Below are 17,042 nucleotides of genomic sequence, written 5' to 3'. Positions count from 1 at the left end.
CGGCCCCAGGTCAAGGACTCACCGATCATTTTTCTGATAAATGATCTTTTTGGTCCCACCATCGCAGGTCCCGACGACCATGTTCTGGTCCTTGACCTCGCTGTTCGGCACGATCTCCAAGGTATAGGACGAAACACCCTGGGCCTGGATCTTGGCCTCGATCTCGGCTTTGAGCTCCTCGCACGGCTTGACCGCCGCCAGCGTAGACGTGGCGACCAGGGAAGCCAACACGGCGATTGCGACGCGAATCATGAAACGGCTCCTGAAAGGGCAGCGTGCTGCCGACGCTGTTTAGACTACAACAAACCGCCCTCATTGCACTGTTTCAACCCACCAGTGCCGCATCCAGGCTGATCTTCGCGTTCAGCACCTTGGACACCGGGCAACCAGCCTTGGCCTTGTCGGCGATCTGCAAGAACTGCGCTTCACTCGCCCCAGGCACCTTGGCCCTGAGCACCAGATGCACTGCGGTGATGGCGAAGCCATCAGCTTGCTTGTCGAGTGTCACTTCGGCAGCGGTGTCGATCCTGTCCGGGGTGAGCCCCGCTTCGCCCAGCATCATCGACAGCGCCATCGAGAAGCAGCCGGCGTGTGCCGCGCCGATCAGCTCCTCCGGGTTTGTCCCGGATGAGCCCTCGAAACGGGTGTTGAAGCCGTAGGGGTTCTGCTTGAGTGCGCCACTTTCGGTAGAAAGCAGCCCTTTGCCGTCTTTCAGGCCACCTTGCCAGATCGCCGATGCTGTCTTTTTCATGATGCCTCCTGGTCTCGGGTTACATGCTTATGGCTTCAGAGGTCAGCCGCCTACGGCAAGTTCAGAGCAATCGCACGGCAAGCATTGAATCCTTCGAATATGCCCATACAGAGTTGAAAAGGCCTGTGGCCAAACACCTTTGCGGAGGCTCCATGACGCAGTTGCGTGACCTGAAGATTTCCACCCTCGACCTGGTGCCGGTACGTGCCGACGCCGGCCCGGCGCAGTCACTGCACAACTCGCTGGACCTGGCGCAGCACGTCGAGCGCTTTGGCTACAACCGCTTCTGGGTGGCCGAGCACCACAACATGGACGGCATCGCCAGTTCGGCGACTTCCGTGCTGATCGGCTACCTGGCTGGGGGGACCTCGAGCATTCGCGTGGGCTCTGGCGGGGTCATGCTGCCCAACCATGCGCCGCTGGTGATCGCCGAGCAGTTCGGCACCCTGGCCAGCCTGTATCCGGGGCGCATCGACCTGGGTCTGGGCCGCGCGCCAGGCTCCGACCAGATGACTGCCTACGCCCTGCGTCGCGACCGCGCCGGCGGCCCGGATGACTTCCCGGACGATGTCGAAGAACTGTCACGCTACCTCGGCCCGCGTACCGATGATCAAAAAGTGATCGCCGTGCCTGGGCACGATACCGAGGTACCGATGTGGCTGCTTGGCTCCAGCCTGTTCAGCGCCCAGCTGGCCGGGATGCGCGGCATGCCCTACGCGTTCGCCTCGCACTTTGCGCCGCGCTTGATGCATGAGGCGATCCGCGTGTACCGCAACCACTTCAAGCCTTCGACCACGCTGGACAAGCCGTATGTGATGCTGGGCATCCCCATGGTAGTGGCGGAAACCGATGAAAGGGCCGAGTACCTGGCCACTTCGGTGTACCAGCGCATCCTCGCACTGATTCGCGGGCAGAGCCTGATGCAGAAGCCGCCGGTGGAAAGCATGGATGGGCTGTGGCTGCCCCATGAGCGGGACGCGGTAGGCAGCTTCCTCGGTTTGGCGATGATCGGCAGCCCGCAAAAGGTGCGGGCCAAGGTGGAAGTGCTGCTGGAGCAGACCGGGGCAGATGAGCTGATCTTTACCTGTGATTTGTATGAGCATGCGGACCGGATTCGGTCATATGAACTGATGGCGCAGGCGCTCAAGAGCGGGTGATCCTCTTCGCGGGTAAACCCGCTCCCACAGGGGTATCACAGGCCTGAGAGCGAAGCTGTACCTGTGGGAGCGGGTTTACCCGCGAAGAATCCAATCCGTTAACCGCGGCGGTACACAATCTCCTTGGTACCAGCCTCGCAACTGCCAATCACCTTGCCGGCCGGCTCGCCCTTGTCGACGATCTCCAGCTTGTAGCCGGTGACCCCCTTGGCATCCAGCTTGGCCGCAATCTCTGCCTTGAGCTCCTCGCACGGCTTGCCCGCCGCCAGCGCACCACCGGCCAGGGCCATCAGGCCCAGCGCCAGAATCAGTTTGTTCATCACTCGCTTTCCTTGTGCAGATGAAATCAGAAGGGGCGCCCGCCAAGGCGCGCCCTTCCTGAATACCCCATCATGCCGGGCTCATCCAGCCCGGCAGTGTTTCAGCTGTTGGCTATACGGAAGCCGACCTTCAGCGTGACCTGGAAGTGCGCCGCCTTGTTGTCGCGGATATGGCCTCGGGTATCTATCACTTCGAACCATTCCAGGTGCTTGATGCTCTTGCCGGCTTCGGCCAGGGCATTGTTGATGGCCTCCTCGATGCTGGTGGTCGACGACCCTACCAGTTCGATCTTCTTGTAGGTGTGATGATCGGTCATGAGCGCTCTCCTTGGATAACGGTGAGATTCAGCCTAGCAGCGCAGGCAGGGTTTACCTGCGAACCGTCACCGTTGGTAAAAGTTCGATCGCACTTTCGCTTCGCTTGGCAGTCGCAACCTCTACAGCCCACAACGCGAAGGAGAGTCAACATGCACCGCAATTCGCTGCGTAAAACGTCCCTGGAAAGTATGGAAGCCGAAATCGAGAGCCTTCTGAAGAGCCTGGAGAACCTCAAGCATGACGCGTCGGAAGAATCCCAGAAGTCGGTGAAGGCCATCCGCAGCAACGCCGAAAGCGCCCTTCGGCATTCCCGTAGCCTGCTGAGCGATGCCTACGAGGAAGTGAAGCAGCGGACCCGCCAGACCGGCCTCGCCACCCGTGATTACGCCCAGGAACACCCGTACACCACGGCGGGTGTTGCCATCGGCGCACTGGGCCTGCTGGCGGCCTACCTGCTGTGCAAGCGCAACTAAGCGCTCTGGCGCGCCAGTTCTGCCTTTAGCCACTGCGCCAACTGCTCGGCGCGCCCGTCCGCGGCGCGCCTGGGCACCCAAAGCGCCAATGCTGCAGGGGTAGGTGAAAAACCCCACGGCGCACTCAAACGGCCCGCCCGCAGGTCATCGGCGACCAGCGGCTGCGGCGCAATCGCCACACCCAACCCGGCCACGGCAGCCTCCAGCAGGTAATACAGGTGCTCGAAAGCCTGACCATAGTGAAGGGCCGCCGGCTCCAACCCCTGTTCCAGCGCCCAGGTCGGCCACGCCTGCGGGCGCGAGGTGGTGTGCAGCAAGGCTTCGCCCAGCAACGCCTTGACCGGCGCGCCCTGCAAGCGCTCGAAACCGGCGAAATGCGGGCTGAGCACCGGCCCGATGCGCTCCTCGGCCAGCACATGCACCTGCATGTCCGCCGGCCATGGCGGCTCGGCATATACCAGCAGCGCATCCAGCCCTGGCCGCCGCGGGTCCAGGTCACCTTCACCGGCCGACAGGTGCAAGCGCAGCTCAGGCAAGTCAGCCTGCAGCCGCCCCAGTCGCGGGATAAACCAGCGCGCCAGCAAGCTGCCCGAACAGCCCAGCACGAATGGTGCATCGCTGACATCGTGGCTGAGCTCCGCGCACACGCTACGCAGGCGGTCGAAGGCTTCGCCACTGGCATCGCGCAGGCGTACGCCGGCATCTGTGAGTTTGATGCCACGCCCGTCCTTCACGAACAGCGCTACGCCCAAGTGCTCTTCAAGTACCTTGATCTGCCGGCTGACGGCACCATGGGTGACATGCAACGCTTCGGCCGCCTGGCTGACACTATTGAGCCGTGCGGTGGCCTCGAAGGCCCGCAGGGCGTTCAGGGGAGGGAGGTCGTAAGCCATATTACCTGTGACTTTTTCTGACAAGTTTGCGCAATCTTATCGGTTTTCAGCAGGGCTTGCCGTGGTTAGAGTAAAGCCCATCACTTGTTCATTACGCCTTGGAGCGCCCCGATGACCCAGTCCCAATACCGTCCCGGCCCTGACGCCAATGGCCTGTTCGGCTCGTTCGGCGGCCGCTACGTGGCCGAAACCCTGATGCCACTGGTGCTGGACCTGGCCCGCGAATACGAAGCGGCCAAGGCAGACCCCAAGTTCCTCGAAGACCTGGCCTACTTCCAGCGCGACTACATCGGCCGCCCCAACCCGCTGTACTTCGCCGAGCGCCTGACCGAGCACTGCGGCGGCGCGAAGATTTTCTTCAAGCGTGAAGAACTCAACCACACCGGCGCGCACAAGGTGAACAACTGCATCGGCCAGGTGCTGCTGGCCAAGCGCATGGGCAAGAAGCGCCTGATTGCCGAAACCGGCGCCGGCATGCACGGCGTGGCCACTGCCACGGTCGCTGCCCGCTTCGGCCTGCCTTGCGTGATCTACATGGGCGCCACCGATATCGAGCGCCAGCAGGCCAACGTGTTCCGCATGAAGCTGCTGGGCGCCGAGATCGTGCCGGTCACCGCCGGCACCGGCACCCTGAAGGACGCCATGAACGAGGCCCTGCGCGACTGGGTCACCAACGTCGAAGACACCTTCTACCTGATCGGCACCGTGGCCGGCCCGCACCCGTACCCGGCCATGGTCCGCGACTTCCAGTCGATCATTGGCAAGGAAACCCGCGCCCAGCTGCAAGAGAAGGAAGGCCGCCTGCCAGACAGCCTGGTTGCCTGCGTCGGTGGTGGCTCCAACGCCATGGGCCTGTTCCATGAGTTCCTCGAAGAGCCAAGCGTACAGATCATCGGCGTCGAAGCCGGTGGCCATGGCGTGCACACCGACAAGCACGCCGCCAGCCTGAACGGCGGCGTACCGGGCGTGCTGCACGGCAACCGCACCTACCTGCTGCAGGACGAAGACGGCCAGATCACCGACGCCCACTCGATTTCCGCCGGCCTGGACTACCCGGGCATCGGCCCGGAACACGCCTACCTGCACGAAGTGAAGCGCGTGGAATACGTCAGCATCACTGACGACGAGGCGTTGGACGCGTTCCATGCCTGCTGCCGACTGGAAGGCATCATCCCGGCACTGGAAAGCTCCCACGCCCTGGCCGAAGCGATCAAGCGCGCACCGAAGCTGCCCAAGGACCACCTGATGGTGATCTGCCTGTCGGGCCGTGGTGACAAAGACATGCAAACCGTCATGAGCCACATGGCCGCCCAGGAGAAACAGGCATGAGCCGTCTTGAACAACGTTTCGCCGAGTTGAAAGCCGAAGGCCGCTCGGCACTGGTCACCTTCGTCACCGCGGGCGACCCAGGCTATGACGCCTCGCTGCAGATCCTCAAGGGCCTGCCGGCTGCAGGTGCCGACGTGATCGAACTGGGCATGCCGTTCACCGACCCGATGGCCGATGGCGTGGCGATCCAGCTGGCCACCCTGCGCGCCCTGGAGGCTGGCCAGACCTTGGCCAAGACCCTGCAGATGGTTCGCGAATTCCGTGTGGATAACCAGACCACGCCGATCGTGCTGATGGGTTACTACAACCCGATCCACCGCTTTGGCGTGGAAAAGTTCGTGGCCGAAGCCAAGCAAGCGGGTGTCGATGGCCTGATCATCGTCGACCTGCCGCCAGAGCACGACGCCGAACTGGCGACCCCGGCCCAGGCCGCGGGTATCGACTTCATCCGCCTGACCACCCCGACCACCGACGACGCGCGCCTGCCGCGGGTGCTGGAGCGCAGCTCCGGGTTCGTCTACTACGTATCGGTGGCCGGTGTGACCGGCGCTGGCTCGGCGACCACCGAGCACGTGACCGAAGCCATTGCCCGCCTGCGTCGGCATACCGATCTGCCGATCAGCGTTGGTTTCGGCATTCGTACGCCGGAGCAGGCTGCGGCCATTGCCCGCCTGTCGGACGGCGTGGTGGTGGGCTCGGCGCTGGTCGACAAGATTGCCCAGGCCAAGAGTGCCGAGCAGGCAGTCAACGATGTATTGAGCCTGTGCTCGGCACTGGCTGAAGGGGTGCGCGGCGCTCGTCGCTGAACCGCGTCGCCTGCTTCGCGGGTAAACCCGCTCCCACAGGTTTTTCACAGTTTCCAGTATCTGTGTAGTCCCTGTGGGAGCGGGTTCACCCGCGAAGAGGCCGGCACAGGCTATGCAGCTCTACCCCCCAAAAATCGACAGATCCAGCGGCCTTACAGCCCCCATCCAGATCGCATGATCCCGGTGGTCCGCCAGTTCATCCCCGGTCAGCGGGTGCATGAACACCACCAACCCCTTCCGATACAACGCTAACCACGGCAACACCACCCCCACCACCTCTGGCCCGAACGCCAGCTGGCAGCTCCAGTCCGGATGCGGCCCCACCGGTTTCTGGTGCATGCGCCCCATGGTCACGGGAAACAGCCGCGCCGCCTCCTCACACAGTTCACGGGCCTGGTCCATGGTATCTGCGTCGTAGTAAACGTGGGCGTGATAGCCCTTGATCCTTTGCACGATAACTCCTGATTGCGGTCCAACCATCACCACCTGCAAAGGGAGTGATGCAGTGAAAAACGCCGAAACCCCAGTGTTCAAACTGGTCCTGTTCGGGCCTGAAAGCAGCCTGGGCAATGCCTTGATGGTAGAGCTGCTGTCGCGCCAGCACGAAGTCACCGCCGTGGTCGACGACCTCAACCGCCATGCGCCGCGCCCCGGCCTGCATTTCAAGATAGGCGGGCTGGGCGATGCTGACCAGGCGGAGCAGGGCGCGGCAGGCGGGTCAGCTGTAATAGCCTTGTTGTCGACGCTGGCGTCGGGCGATCTGCCCGCGCAAGCTCGCATGAGCGAGGCGCTGGTGGCGGGGCTGAAGCGTACGACTATACGCCGGCTGTTGTTGGTGGGCGATTTCGATGTGCTGGATGAGCCGGGCAAGTACAGCGAGGTGGAGCGGGAGTGTGTGGACCATGTGGTCGATGGGTTGCAGCGCAGTGCCTTGCACTGGACGTTGATCAATGCGCCGCAGGAGCTGCCCGGGTTGGGGATGGAGCATTTTCGCAGTACCGAGGGCACGCTTGAGCCGGGATTGGCTGAGCCGTTGCGGCACCTGGCCAGGGTCGCGGCGGGGATGGTGGATATGCTGGAGCTGGACTTGCACCGGGGCGAGCATCTGAACTTCGTGGTCTAGATTGCCGGGGCTGCTGCGCAGCCCATCGCGACACAAGGCCGCTCCTACACGGGCCGGCCTTTGTAGGAGCGGCCTTGTGTCGCGATGGGCCGCAAAGCGGCCCGAAAATCTCAAAGGCTGCGCTCTTGCTCCAACCAATCCACAAACCGCTCGATCAACGCCCCACGCCGCTTGCGAGGCGGCAGCACCGCGTAATATCCGCGCGCCGAGCGCAAACTCCCCTCAAGCGGCCGGCATAGCAACCCTTGCTCCACCAACCCATCCACCAGATGTCCCCAACCGATAGCCACTCCCTGCCCAGCGATCGCCGCCTGGATCAGCAACGTATAGTTATCGAACCGCAACTGCCCCGGCGGCGGCGGGCTGGCCACGCCAAACCCGCGAAACACGCCCGCCCAGTCAAACCAGCGGCTAGCCTGCTCGCCCTTCAAGTGCAGCAAGGGCAACCGTTGCAAAGCCACGGCTGACAAGGGTTTGCTATGAGTCAGCCGGGGGCTGCACACCGGGAAAACCTCCTCATCGAATAGCCAACGGCTCTCGCCCTGGTGAAAGCGCCCGTCGCCAAACAGCACAGCAACATCAATGTCCGGCCGCAACATGCCCTGGCTACGCTCACCGGTCACCAGGCTAACGTCCACCTGTGGATAAGCCTCGTGAAAACGCTGCAGCCGTGGCATCAGCCAGAACGCCGCAAAAGCGAAGTCGGTAGCCACCTGCAGCACTTCGCGCTGGCCCCGCCCACTGGCCTGGGCGATACCGTCCTCCATGGCCTGCAGGCCTTGATGAACCTGTTCGAACAGCACCTGGCCAGCCTCGGTCAGCTCGATACCCCGGTAAATGCGGTCGAACAGCCGCGTGCCCAGCTGTGCCTCCAGCCTTTTGACTTGCTGGCTTACCGCTGGCTGCGTGGTCCCCAGCTCCAGCGCCGCAGCGGTAAAGCCACGCAACCGTGCGGCGGCCTCGAACACGCGCAATGTATCCAGCGACAACTTGGCAAGGTGCTCAAACATAAGCAGGGCTAATCCCAGTCATTGCCCGCCATGGGCTTTACCCATGTTATCCACAGTTGCATCTTGATAGGCAAGCGGTCCGCATAACCTTCAAAGATGGAAGCCACCATGACGCGCCCGAATATCCTGTTCATCATGGCCGACCAGATGGCCGCACCCTTGCTGCCGATCTACGCCTCTTCACCGATCCAGATGCCGCACCTGAGCCGCCTTGCCGAACAGGCGGTGGTGTTCGACTCGGCCTACTGCAACAGCCCGTTGTGCGCCCCCTCGCGCTTCACCCTGGTCAGCGGTCAGTTGCCCAGTCGCATCGGCGCCTACGACAACGCCGCCGACTTCCCAGCCGACGTACCGACGTACGCCCATTACCTGCGCCGCCTGGGTTACCGCACCGCGCTTTCGGGCAAGATGCACTTCTGCGGCCCGGACCAGCTGCACGGCTACGAAGAACGACTGACCAGCGATATCTACCCAGCCGACTATGGCTGGACGGTGAATTGGGATGAGCCCAACGTGCGCCCGAGCTGGTACCACAACATGTCCTCAGTGCTGCAGGCAGGCCCGTGCGTGCGTACCAACCAGCTGGATTTCGACGAGGAAGTGGTCTTCAAGGCGCGCCAGTACCTGTACGACCATGTGCGCGAAAACGATGGCCGGCCGTTCTGCCTGACCGTGTCGATGACCCACCCGCACGACCCTTACACCATCCCCAAGCGCTACTGGGATCGCTACGAGGGTGTGGATATCCCCATGCCCCGCGCCGAATTCAGCCAGGCAGAACTCGACCCGCACTCGCAGCGCCTGTTGAAAGTCTACGACTTGTGGAACAAGCCGCTGCCTGTGGACAAAATCCGCGATGCCCGCCGTGCCTACTTCGGCGCCTGCAGCTACATCGACGACAACATCGGCCTGCTACTGCAGACCCTGGAGGAATGCAACCTGGCCGACGACACTCTGATCGTGTTCTCCGGAGACCACGGCGACATGCTTGGCGAACGTGGCCTCTGGTACAAGATGCACTGGTTCGAGATGTCGGCGCGGGTGCCGCTGCTGGTGCACGCGCCGAAACGCTACGCGCCAGCCCGGGTCAGCGCCTCGGTGTCTACCTGCGACCTGCTGCCAACCCTGGTCGAACTGGCTGGCGGCGCTGTGGATAACCACCTGCACCTCGATGGCCGCTCGCTGATCGGCCACCTGCAAGGGCAGGGCGGGCATGACGAGGTGATCGGCGAGTACATGGCCGAAGGTACCGTCGGCCCGCTGATGATGATCCGCCGCGGGCCCTACAAGTTCGTGTACAGCGAAGACGACCCATGCCTACTCTATGACCTGAGCCGCGACCCGCACGAGCGGGAGAACCTCACCGGCAGCCCGGAGCACCAGGCGCTGCTGCAGGCATTTGTCGATGAAGCACAGCAGCGCTGGGATATCCCCAGCCTGCGCCAGCAGGTTCTGGCCAGCCAGCGGCGCCGCCGCCTGGTGGCCGAGGCGCTGGCCATCGGCAAGCTGAAAAGCTGGGACCACCAACCGCTGGTGGATGCCAGCCAACAGTACATGCGCAACCACATCGATCTCGACGACCTCGAGCGCAAGGCACGTTATCCACAGCCCGCACCCCTGGATTGAGAAAAGAGGCCGCCATGCACAAGTTCTCCGCCGCCGTGTTCGCCCTGGCCCTGAGCCTCGGTACCGCCACGGCTCACGCCGCCGACAGCGACGCGCAATGCACCACCGTGAAAATGGCCGACCCCGGCTGGAGCGACATCGCCACGACCAACGCCTTGGCCCGCCTGCTGCTGGAAAGCCTGGGTTACCAGGTGAAAATCGACAGCCTGGCCGTGCCGATCATCTACGGCGGCCTCAAGGATGGCCGCGTCGATGCCTTCCTCGGCAACTGGATGCCGGCACAGCAGGGCTTTCATGACAAGTTCATCGCCAATGGCGATGTGCAGCAGCTCTCGCGCAACCTGGAAGGAACCGAGTTCACCTTGGCGGTGCCCGACTATGTGTGGCATGCCGGGGTGAAGGATTTCGCCGATTTGCAGAAGCACGCCGACCAGTTCGACAAGAAGCTGTACGGGATCGGCTCCGGGGCACCGGCCAACCTGTCGTTGAAGGAAATCATCGACAAGAATGAATTCAACCTTGGACAGTGGAAACTGGTGGAGTCCAGCGAGCAGGCGATGCTGGCGCAGGTTGACCGGGCGGTGAAGAAACAGCAGTTCATCACCTTCCTCGGCTGGACCCCGCACCCGATGAACGTGAAGCTGAAGATGCATTACCTGACCGGCGGGGAGAAATGGTTTGGCAGCAAGGGCGAGGTGTATACCCTGACCCGCAAGGGTTATCCACAAGCCTGCCCGAATGCGGCGAAGCTGTTGGGGAACCTGAAGTTCACCCTGGACATGGAAAACAGCATCATGGCCGAGGTTGTGGACAAGAAGATCAGCTTCGATGATGCGGCAAAGGCTTGGCTGAAGGCGCACCCCGAGGTGCTGGAAGGGTGGTTGGCCGGGGTTACCACCAAAAGTGGCGGGGATGCGAGCGAAGCAGTAAAAACCAAGCTGTAAACCGATCCTGTGGGAGCGGGTTCACCCGCGAATGCGTCGGTAGCCTCACTGTCGCATTCGCGGGTGAACCCGCTCCCACGGGGGGACAGTGCACCTTCGGAAATCTGGATATCTCATGCATCGCCTCACTCACCTGCTGCCCTTCCTTTCCTGGCTCCCCCGCCAATCGGGCCGCAGCCTGCGCCAGGACCTGCTGGTGGGTCTGAGCGGTGCCATCCTCGCCCTGCCGCAATCCATCGCCTACGCCCTGATCGCCGGCCTGCCCGCCGAATACGGCCTGTACGCCGCCATCGTGCCAGTGCTGATCGCCTGCCTGTGGGGCTCGTCCTGGCACCTGATATGCGGCCCGACCGCCGCCATCTCCATCGTCCTCTACGCCAGCATCAGCCCGCTGGCCGTGGCCGGCAGCGCCGACTACGTCACCCTGGTACTGCTACTGACCTTCCTCGGCGGCATCTTCCAGTTGCTGCTCGGGCTTTTGCGGTTCGGCGCACTGGTCAACTTCGTCTCCCATTCGGTGGTGCTTGGCTTTACCTTGGGCGCCGCTGTCGTCATTGCCCTGGGCCAGCTACCCAACCTGCTGGGCATGGACCTGCCAAGCCAGGCCACGGCGTTGAAGACCGTACAGGACCTGGCCAACCATGCCGGCGAGGTCGACCTGCCTTCCTTGATTCTGGGCCTGGCCACAGTGGTGATCGGCGTAGGCTTCAAGCTCTGGCGCCCACGCTGGCCCAGCCTGTTGATAAGCCTGATTCTGGTCAGCCTTCTGGCCTGGCTGCTGCCTGGGTTCTTTGCCCATGTGCCGCGAGTGCCGGCATTCACCGGCCAGCTGCCACCCTTCAGTCCGCTGCCCTTGCTGGATGTGGAACTGATCCTGCGCCTGTTACCGAGCGCCGTCGCGGTGGGCATGCTCGGGCTGGTCACCAGCCTGTCGATTGCCCGCTCGTTGTCCGCACGTTCGGAGCAGTTGATCGACGCTGACCAGGAGATACGCGCACAGGGCTTGTCGAACATTGTCGGTGCGTTTTTCTCCGGTTACCTGTCTTCCGGCTCCTTCACCCGCTCAGGGCTGAGCTACGACGCTGGCGCCCGCTCGCCCATGGCCGGGGTTTTCTCGGCGCTGTGGGTGGCGGTGTTCGCCGTTGCCGGGGCCGGGCTGATCGCGCACCTGCCGATCCCGGCCATGGCCGGCAGCATCTTGCTGATCTGCTGGGGATTGGTGGACCACCGGGGCATTCGTGCGCTGTTTCGGGTCAGTCGCTCGGAGTTCCTGGTGATGGCCCTGACGGCGGCAGCGACCTTGTTGCTGGAGCTGCAGACGGCGATCTATGCCGGAGTGCTGGCATCGCTGTTCTTCTATCTGAAGCGCACCTCGCGCCCCCGGGTGCAGCAGAGCCGTGAAGGGGAGGCGGATGTGCTGCGGGTGGGCGGGTCGATCTTCTTTGGCGCGGCGCATTATCTGCAGGTGCGCTTGCAGCGCTGCCAAGGGCCGCATGTGGTGATCGATGCGCGGCAGGTGAATTTTATCGATTACTCGGGGGTGGATATGTTGCACCGCGAGGCGCGGCGGTTGCGGCGGGCGGGGGGGAGCCTGACGCTGCACCGGGCAAGGCCGCAGGTGATCGAGGAATTACAGAAGCTGGAGGGGGTGGAGCTTTGTCCGATCCGGTTTGAAGAGTGATATTGGGCTGAGATTGGGGCTGCTGCGCAGCCCATCGCGACACAAGGCCGCTCCTACACCGACCGCGCTATGCATGCTGACGCGGTCCCCTGTAGGAGCGGCCTTGTGTCGCGATGGGCCGCAAAGCGGCCCCGACAATCTCAGCCGCGAGCCAGCTGCCGGCGCAACTCTGCCAAAACCGGCGCCGTATCCGGCCGTACCCCACGCCAGATAAAGAACGCCTCAGCCGCCTGCTCAGCCAGCATCCCCAAGCCATCCAGCACCTTCACCGCCCCCAGCTTCTCGGCCCACTGGCAAAACGGCGTAAGCTCCTTGCCATACATCATGTCATAGCAAACCGTGCGCCCCGCCTCGACCAGGCTGTCGGCAATAGGCGGCAATTCCCCGGCCAGGCTCGCCGAGGTGGCATTGATGATCACATCCACCGGCTCCTGCAACCAGGCAAACCCGCTGGCTACCACCGGCCCCAGCTCATCGAACTCACGCGCCAGCTGCTCGGCCTTTTCCACGGTCCGGTTGGCAATCACCAGCGACTGCGGCTTGTGCGCCAGGATCGGCTCTAGCACGCCACGCACCGCACCACCGGCCCCAAGGATCAGAATGCGCTTGCCCGCAAGCTCCACCCCGGCATTCACAGTCAGGTCGCGCACCAGGCCAGCGCCATCGGTGTTGTCGCCCTGCAGAGTGCCATCGGCCAGCTTGCTCAGCGTGTTCACTGCACCCGCGCGCTGGGCACGCGGGGTCAGGCTGTCACACAGGCGGTAAGCTTCTTCCTTGAACGGCACGGTGACGTTGCCGCCGCTGCCTTGCTTGAAGAAACCGCGCGCGCAGTCGCTGAATTCGTCCAGTGGCGCCAGCAGCGTCCTGTACTCCAGGTCCTGGCCGGTCTGCTCGGCAAACAGGCGATGGATCAACGGCGATTTGCTGTGGCCGATGGGGTTACCAAAAACAACGTACTGGTCCATGACGGCTCCTTGGTTATCCACAGGCTTACTGACCGAGCCAGTCGCGGTCCTGCAGGAAGTACTCGGTAAGGCGCGCTTCTTCGCTACCAGGCGCGGCCTTCCAGTCGTAGCCCCAGCGCACCTGCGGCGGCAGCGACATGAGGATGGACTCGGTGCGGCCACCGGACTGCAGGCCGAACAGGGTGCCACGGTCGTAGACCAGATTGAACTCCACGTAGCGGCCACGGCGGTATTCCTGGAACTCGCGCTGCTGCGGGGTGTAAGGGGTGCCCTTGCGACGCTGGATGATCGGCAGGTAGGCGTTGATGTAGGCATCGCCGATTGCGCGGATGAAGGCGAAGCAGGTGTCGAAGTCCCATTCGTTCAGGTCATCGAAGAACAGGCCACCGATACCGCGTGGCTCGCCGCGGTGCTTGAGGTGGAAATAGCGGTCGCACCAGGCCTTGTAGCGCGGGTACACGTCGGCGCCGAACGGCGCGCATGCCTGCTCGGCCACACGGTGCCAGTGGATGCAGTCTTCTTCATTGCCGTAGTACGGGGTGAGGTCGAAGCCGCCGCCGAACCACCAGACAGCCTCTTCACCTTCCTTTTCGGCGATGAAGAAGCGCACGTTGGCGTGAGAAGTGGGTACATGCGGGTTGTGCGGGTGGATCACCAGCGACACACCCAGGGCCTCGAAGCCACGGCCCGCCAGCTCGGGGCGGTGAGCACTGGCAGAGGGTGGCAAGCCTGCACCGAACACGTGGGAGAAGTTGACCCCGCCTTTCTCGATCACTTTGCCATCACCGATCACCCGCGTGCGGCCCCCGCCACCGGCTTCGCGCACCCAGGCGTCCTCGACGAAGCGGGCACCGCCGTCTTCGGTTTCGAGGGCAGAGCAGATGCGGTCTTGCAGGTCGAGCAGGTAGGCTTTCACGGCCTCGGTGCGGCTAGTCATCGGGTCACCAGGAACGGGCAGGGAAGAATTCGCCGGGTAGCATACCACCGCCAGCCCGCGCGCCGCAGTTGACGGCGATCAAGCAAAGGCGTCCGATAGAAGGCCTTTCCCGACCCATACGACAGGAGTGCGAGATGGCCAAGCGTATCCAGTTCAGCCAGCATGGCGGCCCGGAAGTGCTGCAGTTTGTGGAGTTCGAACCAGCCCCGCCAGGGCCGCAGCAGGTACGTGTGCGGAACCATGCGATCGGTCTGAACTTCATTGATACCTACTTCCGCAGCGGGCTGTATGCGCCGCCGTCCCTGCCTTCGGGGCTGGGTACCGAAGCGGCGGGTGTGGTCGAGGCGGTTGGCGAGGGCGTAACCCGGCTGAAAGTGGGTGACCGCGTGGCTCATGCCGGTGGCCCGTTGGGCGCATATAGCGAGGTACATACGCTGCCGGAAGCCAACCTGGTGAAGCTGCCCGACAACATCAGCTTCGAGCAGGCGGCGGCGGTGATGCTCAAGGGTTTGACCGTGCAGTACCTGCTGAAGCAGACCTACCAGGTGAAGGCGGGAGATGTGATTCTGTTCCATGCGGCGGCTGGTGGCGTGGGTTCGTTGGCGTGCCAGTGGGCGAAGGCGCTGGGCGCCAAGCTGATCGGGACCGTGAGCTCTGCCGAAAAGGCCGAGCGGGCCAAAGCGCTGGGGGCTTGGGCAACCATCGATTACAGCCGTGAAGACGTAGCCAAGCGGGTGCTGGAGCTGACCGACGGCAAGAAATGCCCGGTGGTGTATGACGGTGTGGGTGCCGATACTTGGCTGACCTCGCTGGAGTGCCTGCAGCCGCGTGGGTTGATGGTGAGCTTTGGTAATGCCTCGGGGGCAGTGAGCGGGGTGAACCTGGGGATTCTGGCGCAGAAGGGCTCGTTGTATGTGACCCGGCCCACGTTGGCGACCTATGCCAACAATGCCGAGAATACCCAGGCCATGGCCGATGACCTGTTTGCGATGATTGGCAGCGGCAAGCTGGTTGTGGATATCCAGCAGCGGTATCCGCTGAGTGAGGTGGCCAAGGCACAGGCGGAGCTGTCGGCGCGCAGGACTGTGGGGTCGACTGTACTGATCCCCTGAGCCCACTCCCACAGGTTCCCAAGAACTGGGGCCAATCACTTTACCTGTGGGAGCGGGTTTACCCGCGAAGAAGACACCGCGGTGCATGGCACCGGCTTTGCCGGTGTTCGCGGGTGAACCCGCTCCCACAGGTACTGCGTCGGCCTTGAATACGGCGCTATCCCTGTGGGAGCGGGCATGCCCGCGAAGCAGGCACCGCGGTGCATGGCACCGGCTGCGCCGGTGTTCGCGGGCGCGCCGCTCCCACAGGTACTGCGTCGGCCTTGAACAGGGCGCTATGCCTGTGGAGGGCGGCTTGTTGGTATCGACTCGATACCATCGAGAATCGCCTCCACCAATCCCTCCGCAAGTTCAATGGAATGCAGGCTCGACCAATACATGCCACGGCCTTCTTCGCGCAGGTACTCAAGGGCTTTCGAGCCCGTTTCGTAGGCGCCTCGCAGATACAGAGCTACATGAACCAAGGCGTCCTCGGCGGAAATGTTCGGGTTTACGGTGAACAGCGGTTCGTGGCCGGCATCGCAGCGGCCGAAGGGGCGAGTAGAGGTGCAGGGAAGCGGTGGATCGGGGACTATTTTCTTCATCATTGGAAAATGCTCCTCATTGCCGCCACCAATCACTACCACGTGAATGGGTGGCGACTGTACGCGAGGTGGTAGACCCGGGCATTTTCCAATCCAGGCAGGCTCGAAAGCCTCCCACGCACAGTCACCATAGACTGCCATGGAAAAAATGCATCCGGGCTACCACACCCGATCGCCAAGTTATTCGGCGATGGGTGAAGCCTAGGGGCACTGGTTCCCACTGAGAAGGTGATGGCAGAGGACGCGGCTCGTAGGATATTTCCCAAGCCGCAAGCTGGACAGCCCTTCGAGACAAAATCAGAAAAATCTGCGGGGACTTGGCCCTGACCTGTGGGAGCGGGCATGCCCGCGAACACGGGCGAAGCCCGTGCCAGGCACCGCGTTGGATTCTTCGCGGGCTCGCCCGCTCCCACAGGAGGTCCCGGAAAGGCCTGTGGATATGTATCAGCCCGGGCGAACGACTTCGCCTGTGGCCAGGTTGCGAATCACACTCGGGTTCTTCCTTCCACCCAAGGCCCCACCCAACACCAGATCCAGCTGACCATGAAAGTACTGCTCCACCCGCAACCGGGTCTTCGCCGCCGGGCGCCCGCCAGGGTTGCACGAGGTGGAAATCAACGGCCCGACCAACGCGCACAGCTCACGCACCACCGGGTGGTCACTGACCCGCAGCGCCACGGTGTCATGCTCGCCGGTCACCCACTCAGGCAACAGGTCCTGGTGCGGCACCAGCCAGGTATTCGGCCCCGGCCAGGTGCTGCCCATGCGGTCGATCCAGTCTTCGGGGAAGTCCTCGAACAAAAAGTCGAACTGGCGGATGTTGTCGGCGACCAGAATCAGCCCTTTATCCACAGGCCGCGACTTAAGCGCCAGCAGGCGATACACCGCGTCCTCGTTCCACGGGTCACAGCCCAGGCCCCAGACCGCTTCCGTCGGGTAGGCGATCACCGCGCCCGCCCGGATCTCACGTGCGGCTTGTTGCACACGAAAACTGCTCACCATTTCTGTCACTC

20 protein-coding genes are annotated in these 17,042 nt (G+C 63.2%); 9 read left to right on the top strand and 11 right to left on the bottom strand.

Going from position 1 to position 17,042, the window contains the following annotated elements:
• Positions 1-18 precede the first annotated feature (18 nt).
• Together R9B85_RS12830 and R9B85_RS12825 are read right to left on the bottom strand one after the other, a co-directional pair.
• Positions 19-252 carry a DUF1161 domain-containing protein gene (locus R9B85_RS12830; RefSeq protein ID WP_112251700.1) on the bottom strand — a complete coding sequence of 78 codons (234 nt, stop codon included), beginning with the start codon at positions 250-252 and terminating at the stop codon, positions 19-21.
• Positions 253-325: 73 nt separating this feature from the next.
• Positions 326-751 carry an OsmC family protein gene (locus R9B85_RS12825; protein ID WP_112251699.1) on the bottom strand — a complete coding sequence of 142 codons (426 nt, stop codon included), beginning with the start codon at positions 749-751 and terminating at the stop codon, positions 326-328.
• A gap of 152 nt (positions 752-903) precedes the next feature.
• Between R9B85_RS12825 and R9B85_RS12820 the strand changes: the two genes are divergently transcribed.
• Positions 904-1,908 carry an LLM class flavin-dependent oxidoreductase gene (locus R9B85_RS12820; RefSeq protein WP_112251698.1) on the top strand — a complete coding sequence of 335 codons (1,005 nt, stop codon included), beginning with the start codon at positions 904-906 and terminating at the stop codon, positions 1,906-1,908.
• A gap of 98 nt (positions 1,909-2,006) precedes the next feature.
• Here the strand turns inward: R9B85_RS12820 and R9B85_RS12815 are convergent, their stop codons facing one another.
• Positions 2,007-2,228 (bottom strand): DUF1161 domain-containing protein, encoded by a 222-nt coding sequence (locus R9B85_RS12815; protein ID WP_112251697.1) that lies wholly within the window; start codon positions 2,226-2,228, stop codon positions 2,007-2,009.
• A 101-nt stretch (positions 2,229-2,329) separates the two neighbouring features.
• The gene (locus R9B85_RS12810; protein WP_013970282.1) at positions 2,330-2,545 is read right to left on the bottom strand and encodes a dodecin; all 216 of its coding nucleotides are present in this window, start codon (positions 2,543-2,545) and stop codon (positions 2,330-2,332) included.
• Positions 2,546-2,695: 150 nt separating this feature from the next.
• Between R9B85_RS12810 and R9B85_RS12805 the strand changes: the two genes are divergently transcribed.
• Positions 2,696-3,019 carry a DUF883 family protein gene (locus tag R9B85_RS12805; RefSeq protein WP_112251696.1) on the top strand — a complete coding sequence of 108 codons (324 nt, stop codon included), beginning with the start codon at positions 2,696-2,698 and terminating at the stop codon, positions 3,017-3,019.
• Here the strand turns inward: R9B85_RS12805 and R9B85_RS12800 are convergent.
• A complete protein-coding gene (locus R9B85_RS12800) occupies positions 3,016-3,912 on the bottom strand; it encodes a LysR family transcriptional regulator (RefSeq protein WP_112251695.1) in 897 nt (298 codons plus the stop codon). The two genes, R9B85_RS12805 and R9B85_RS12800, sit on opposite strands and share 4 nt — an antisense overlap.
• Positions 3,913-4,023: 111 nt before the next feature.
• Here R9B85_RS12800 and trpB point away from each other — a divergent pair, with 111 nt between their 5' ends.
• The gene (trpB, locus tag R9B85_RS12795; protein WP_112251694.1) at positions 4,024-5,241 is read left to right on the top strand and encodes a tryptophan synthase subunit beta; all 1,218 of its coding nucleotides are present in this window, start codon (positions 4,024-4,026) and stop codon (positions 5,239-5,241) included.
• On the top strand, positions 5,238-6,047 hold the full coding sequence (gene trpA, locus R9B85_RS12790) for a tryptophan synthase subunit alpha (protein ID WP_215521513.1): 810 nt from the start codon (positions 5,238-5,240) through the stop codon (positions 6,045-6,047). Before trpB ends, trpA begins: the two co-directional genes overlap by 4 nt.
• Positions 6,048-6,167: 120 nt before the next feature.
• Here trpA and R9B85_RS12785 read toward each other — a convergent pair whose 3' ends face one another.
• Complete coding sequence (locus R9B85_RS12785; RefSeq protein WP_112251692.1) at positions 6,168-6,500, bottom strand: DOPA 4,5-dioxygenase family protein; 333 nt, start codon at positions 6,498-6,500, stop codon at positions 6,168-6,170.
• A gap of 52 nt (positions 6,501-6,552) precedes the next feature.
• Between R9B85_RS12785 and R9B85_RS12780 the strand changes: the two genes are divergently transcribed.
• A complete protein-coding gene (locus R9B85_RS12780) occupies positions 6,553-7,170 on the top strand; it encodes an NAD(P)-dependent oxidoreductase (RefSeq protein WP_112251691.1) in 618 nt (205 codons plus the stop codon).
• A 110-nt stretch (positions 7,171-7,280) separates the two neighbouring features.
• On the opposite strand, the gene R9B85_RS12775 is transcribed toward R9B85_RS12780, so the two are convergent.
• Positions 7,281-8,180 (bottom strand): choline sulfate utilization transcriptional regulator, encoded by a 900-nt coding sequence (locus R9B85_RS12775; RefSeq protein WP_423770277.1) that lies wholly within the window; start codon positions 8,178-8,180, stop codon positions 7,281-7,283.
• A gap of 108 nt (positions 8,181-8,288) precedes the next feature.
• Between R9B85_RS12775 and betC the strand changes: the two genes are divergently transcribed.
• The 3 genes from betC to R9B85_RS12760 all read left to right on the top strand — a co-directional run bounded on the left by betC (position 8,289) and on the right by R9B85_RS12760 (position 12,431).
• Positions 8,289-9,806 (top strand): choline-sulfatase, encoded by a 1,518-nt coding sequence (gene betC, locus R9B85_RS12770; RefSeq protein ID WP_112251689.1) that lies wholly within the window; start codon positions 8,289-8,291, stop codon positions 9,804-9,806.
• 14 nt (positions 9,807-9,820) lie between these two features.
• Positions 9,821-10,750 (top strand): choline ABC transporter substrate-binding protein, encoded by a 930-nt coding sequence (choX, locus tag R9B85_RS12765; RefSeq protein ID WP_112251688.1) that lies wholly within the window; start codon positions 9,821-9,823, stop codon positions 10,748-10,750.
• A gap of 115 nt (positions 10,751-10,865) precedes the next feature.
• Positions 10,866-12,431, top strand: a complete 1,566-nt coding sequence (locus R9B85_RS12760; protein WP_112251687.1) for a SulP family inorganic anion transporter — start codon at positions 10,866-10,868, stop codon at positions 12,429-12,431.
• Between the two features lie 140 nt (positions 12,432-12,571).
• Here R9B85_RS12760 and aroE read toward each other — a convergent pair whose 3' ends face one another.
• The gene (aroE, locus tag R9B85_RS12755; RefSeq protein ID WP_112251686.1) at positions 12,572-13,396 is read right to left on the bottom strand and encodes a shikimate dehydrogenase; all 825 of its coding nucleotides are present in this window, start codon (positions 13,394-13,396) and stop codon (positions 12,572-12,574) included.
• A gap of 25 nt (positions 13,397-13,421) precedes the next feature.
• Entirely contained in the window at positions 13,422-14,333 is a 912-nt protein-coding gene (gene hemF / locus R9B85_RS12750; RefSeq protein WP_112251685.1) for an oxygen-dependent coproporphyrinogen oxidase, read from the bottom strand.
• A gap of 134 nt (positions 14,334-14,467) precedes the next feature.
• Between hemF and R9B85_RS12745 the strand changes: the two genes are divergently transcribed.
• Positions 14,468-15,445 (top strand): NADPH:quinone reductase, encoded by a 978-nt coding sequence (locus tag R9B85_RS12745; RefSeq protein WP_112251684.1) that lies wholly within the window; start codon positions 14,468-14,470, stop codon positions 15,443-15,445.
• A 275-nt stretch (positions 15,446-15,720) separates the two neighbouring features.
• On the opposite strand, the gene R9B85_RS12740 is transcribed toward R9B85_RS12745, so the two are convergent.
• Positions 15,721-16,032: a hypothetical protein gene (locus R9B85_RS12740; protein ID WP_112251758.1), complete on the bottom strand. Its 312-nt coding sequence runs from the start codon at positions 16,030-16,032 to the stop codon at positions 15,721-15,723.
• A 441-nt stretch (positions 16,033-16,473) separates the two neighbouring features.
• Positions 16,474-17,031, bottom strand: coding sequence for an L-threonylcarbamoyladenylate synthase (locus tag R9B85_RS12735; protein WP_023660948.1), 558 nt, complete (start codon positions 17,029-17,031; stop codon positions 16,474-16,476).
• Positions 17,032-17,042 lie beyond the last annotated feature (11 nt).

This window comes from Pseudomonas sp. NLJ1 (assembly GCF_049486705.1).
GTDB lineage: Bacteria > Pseudomonadota > Gammaproteobacteria > Pseudomonadales > Pseudomonadaceae > Aquipseudomonas > Aquipseudomonas inefficax.
Note: the sequence above shows the minus strand (reverse complement) of the source record. Positions and strands in the feature narration are given on the sequence as shown.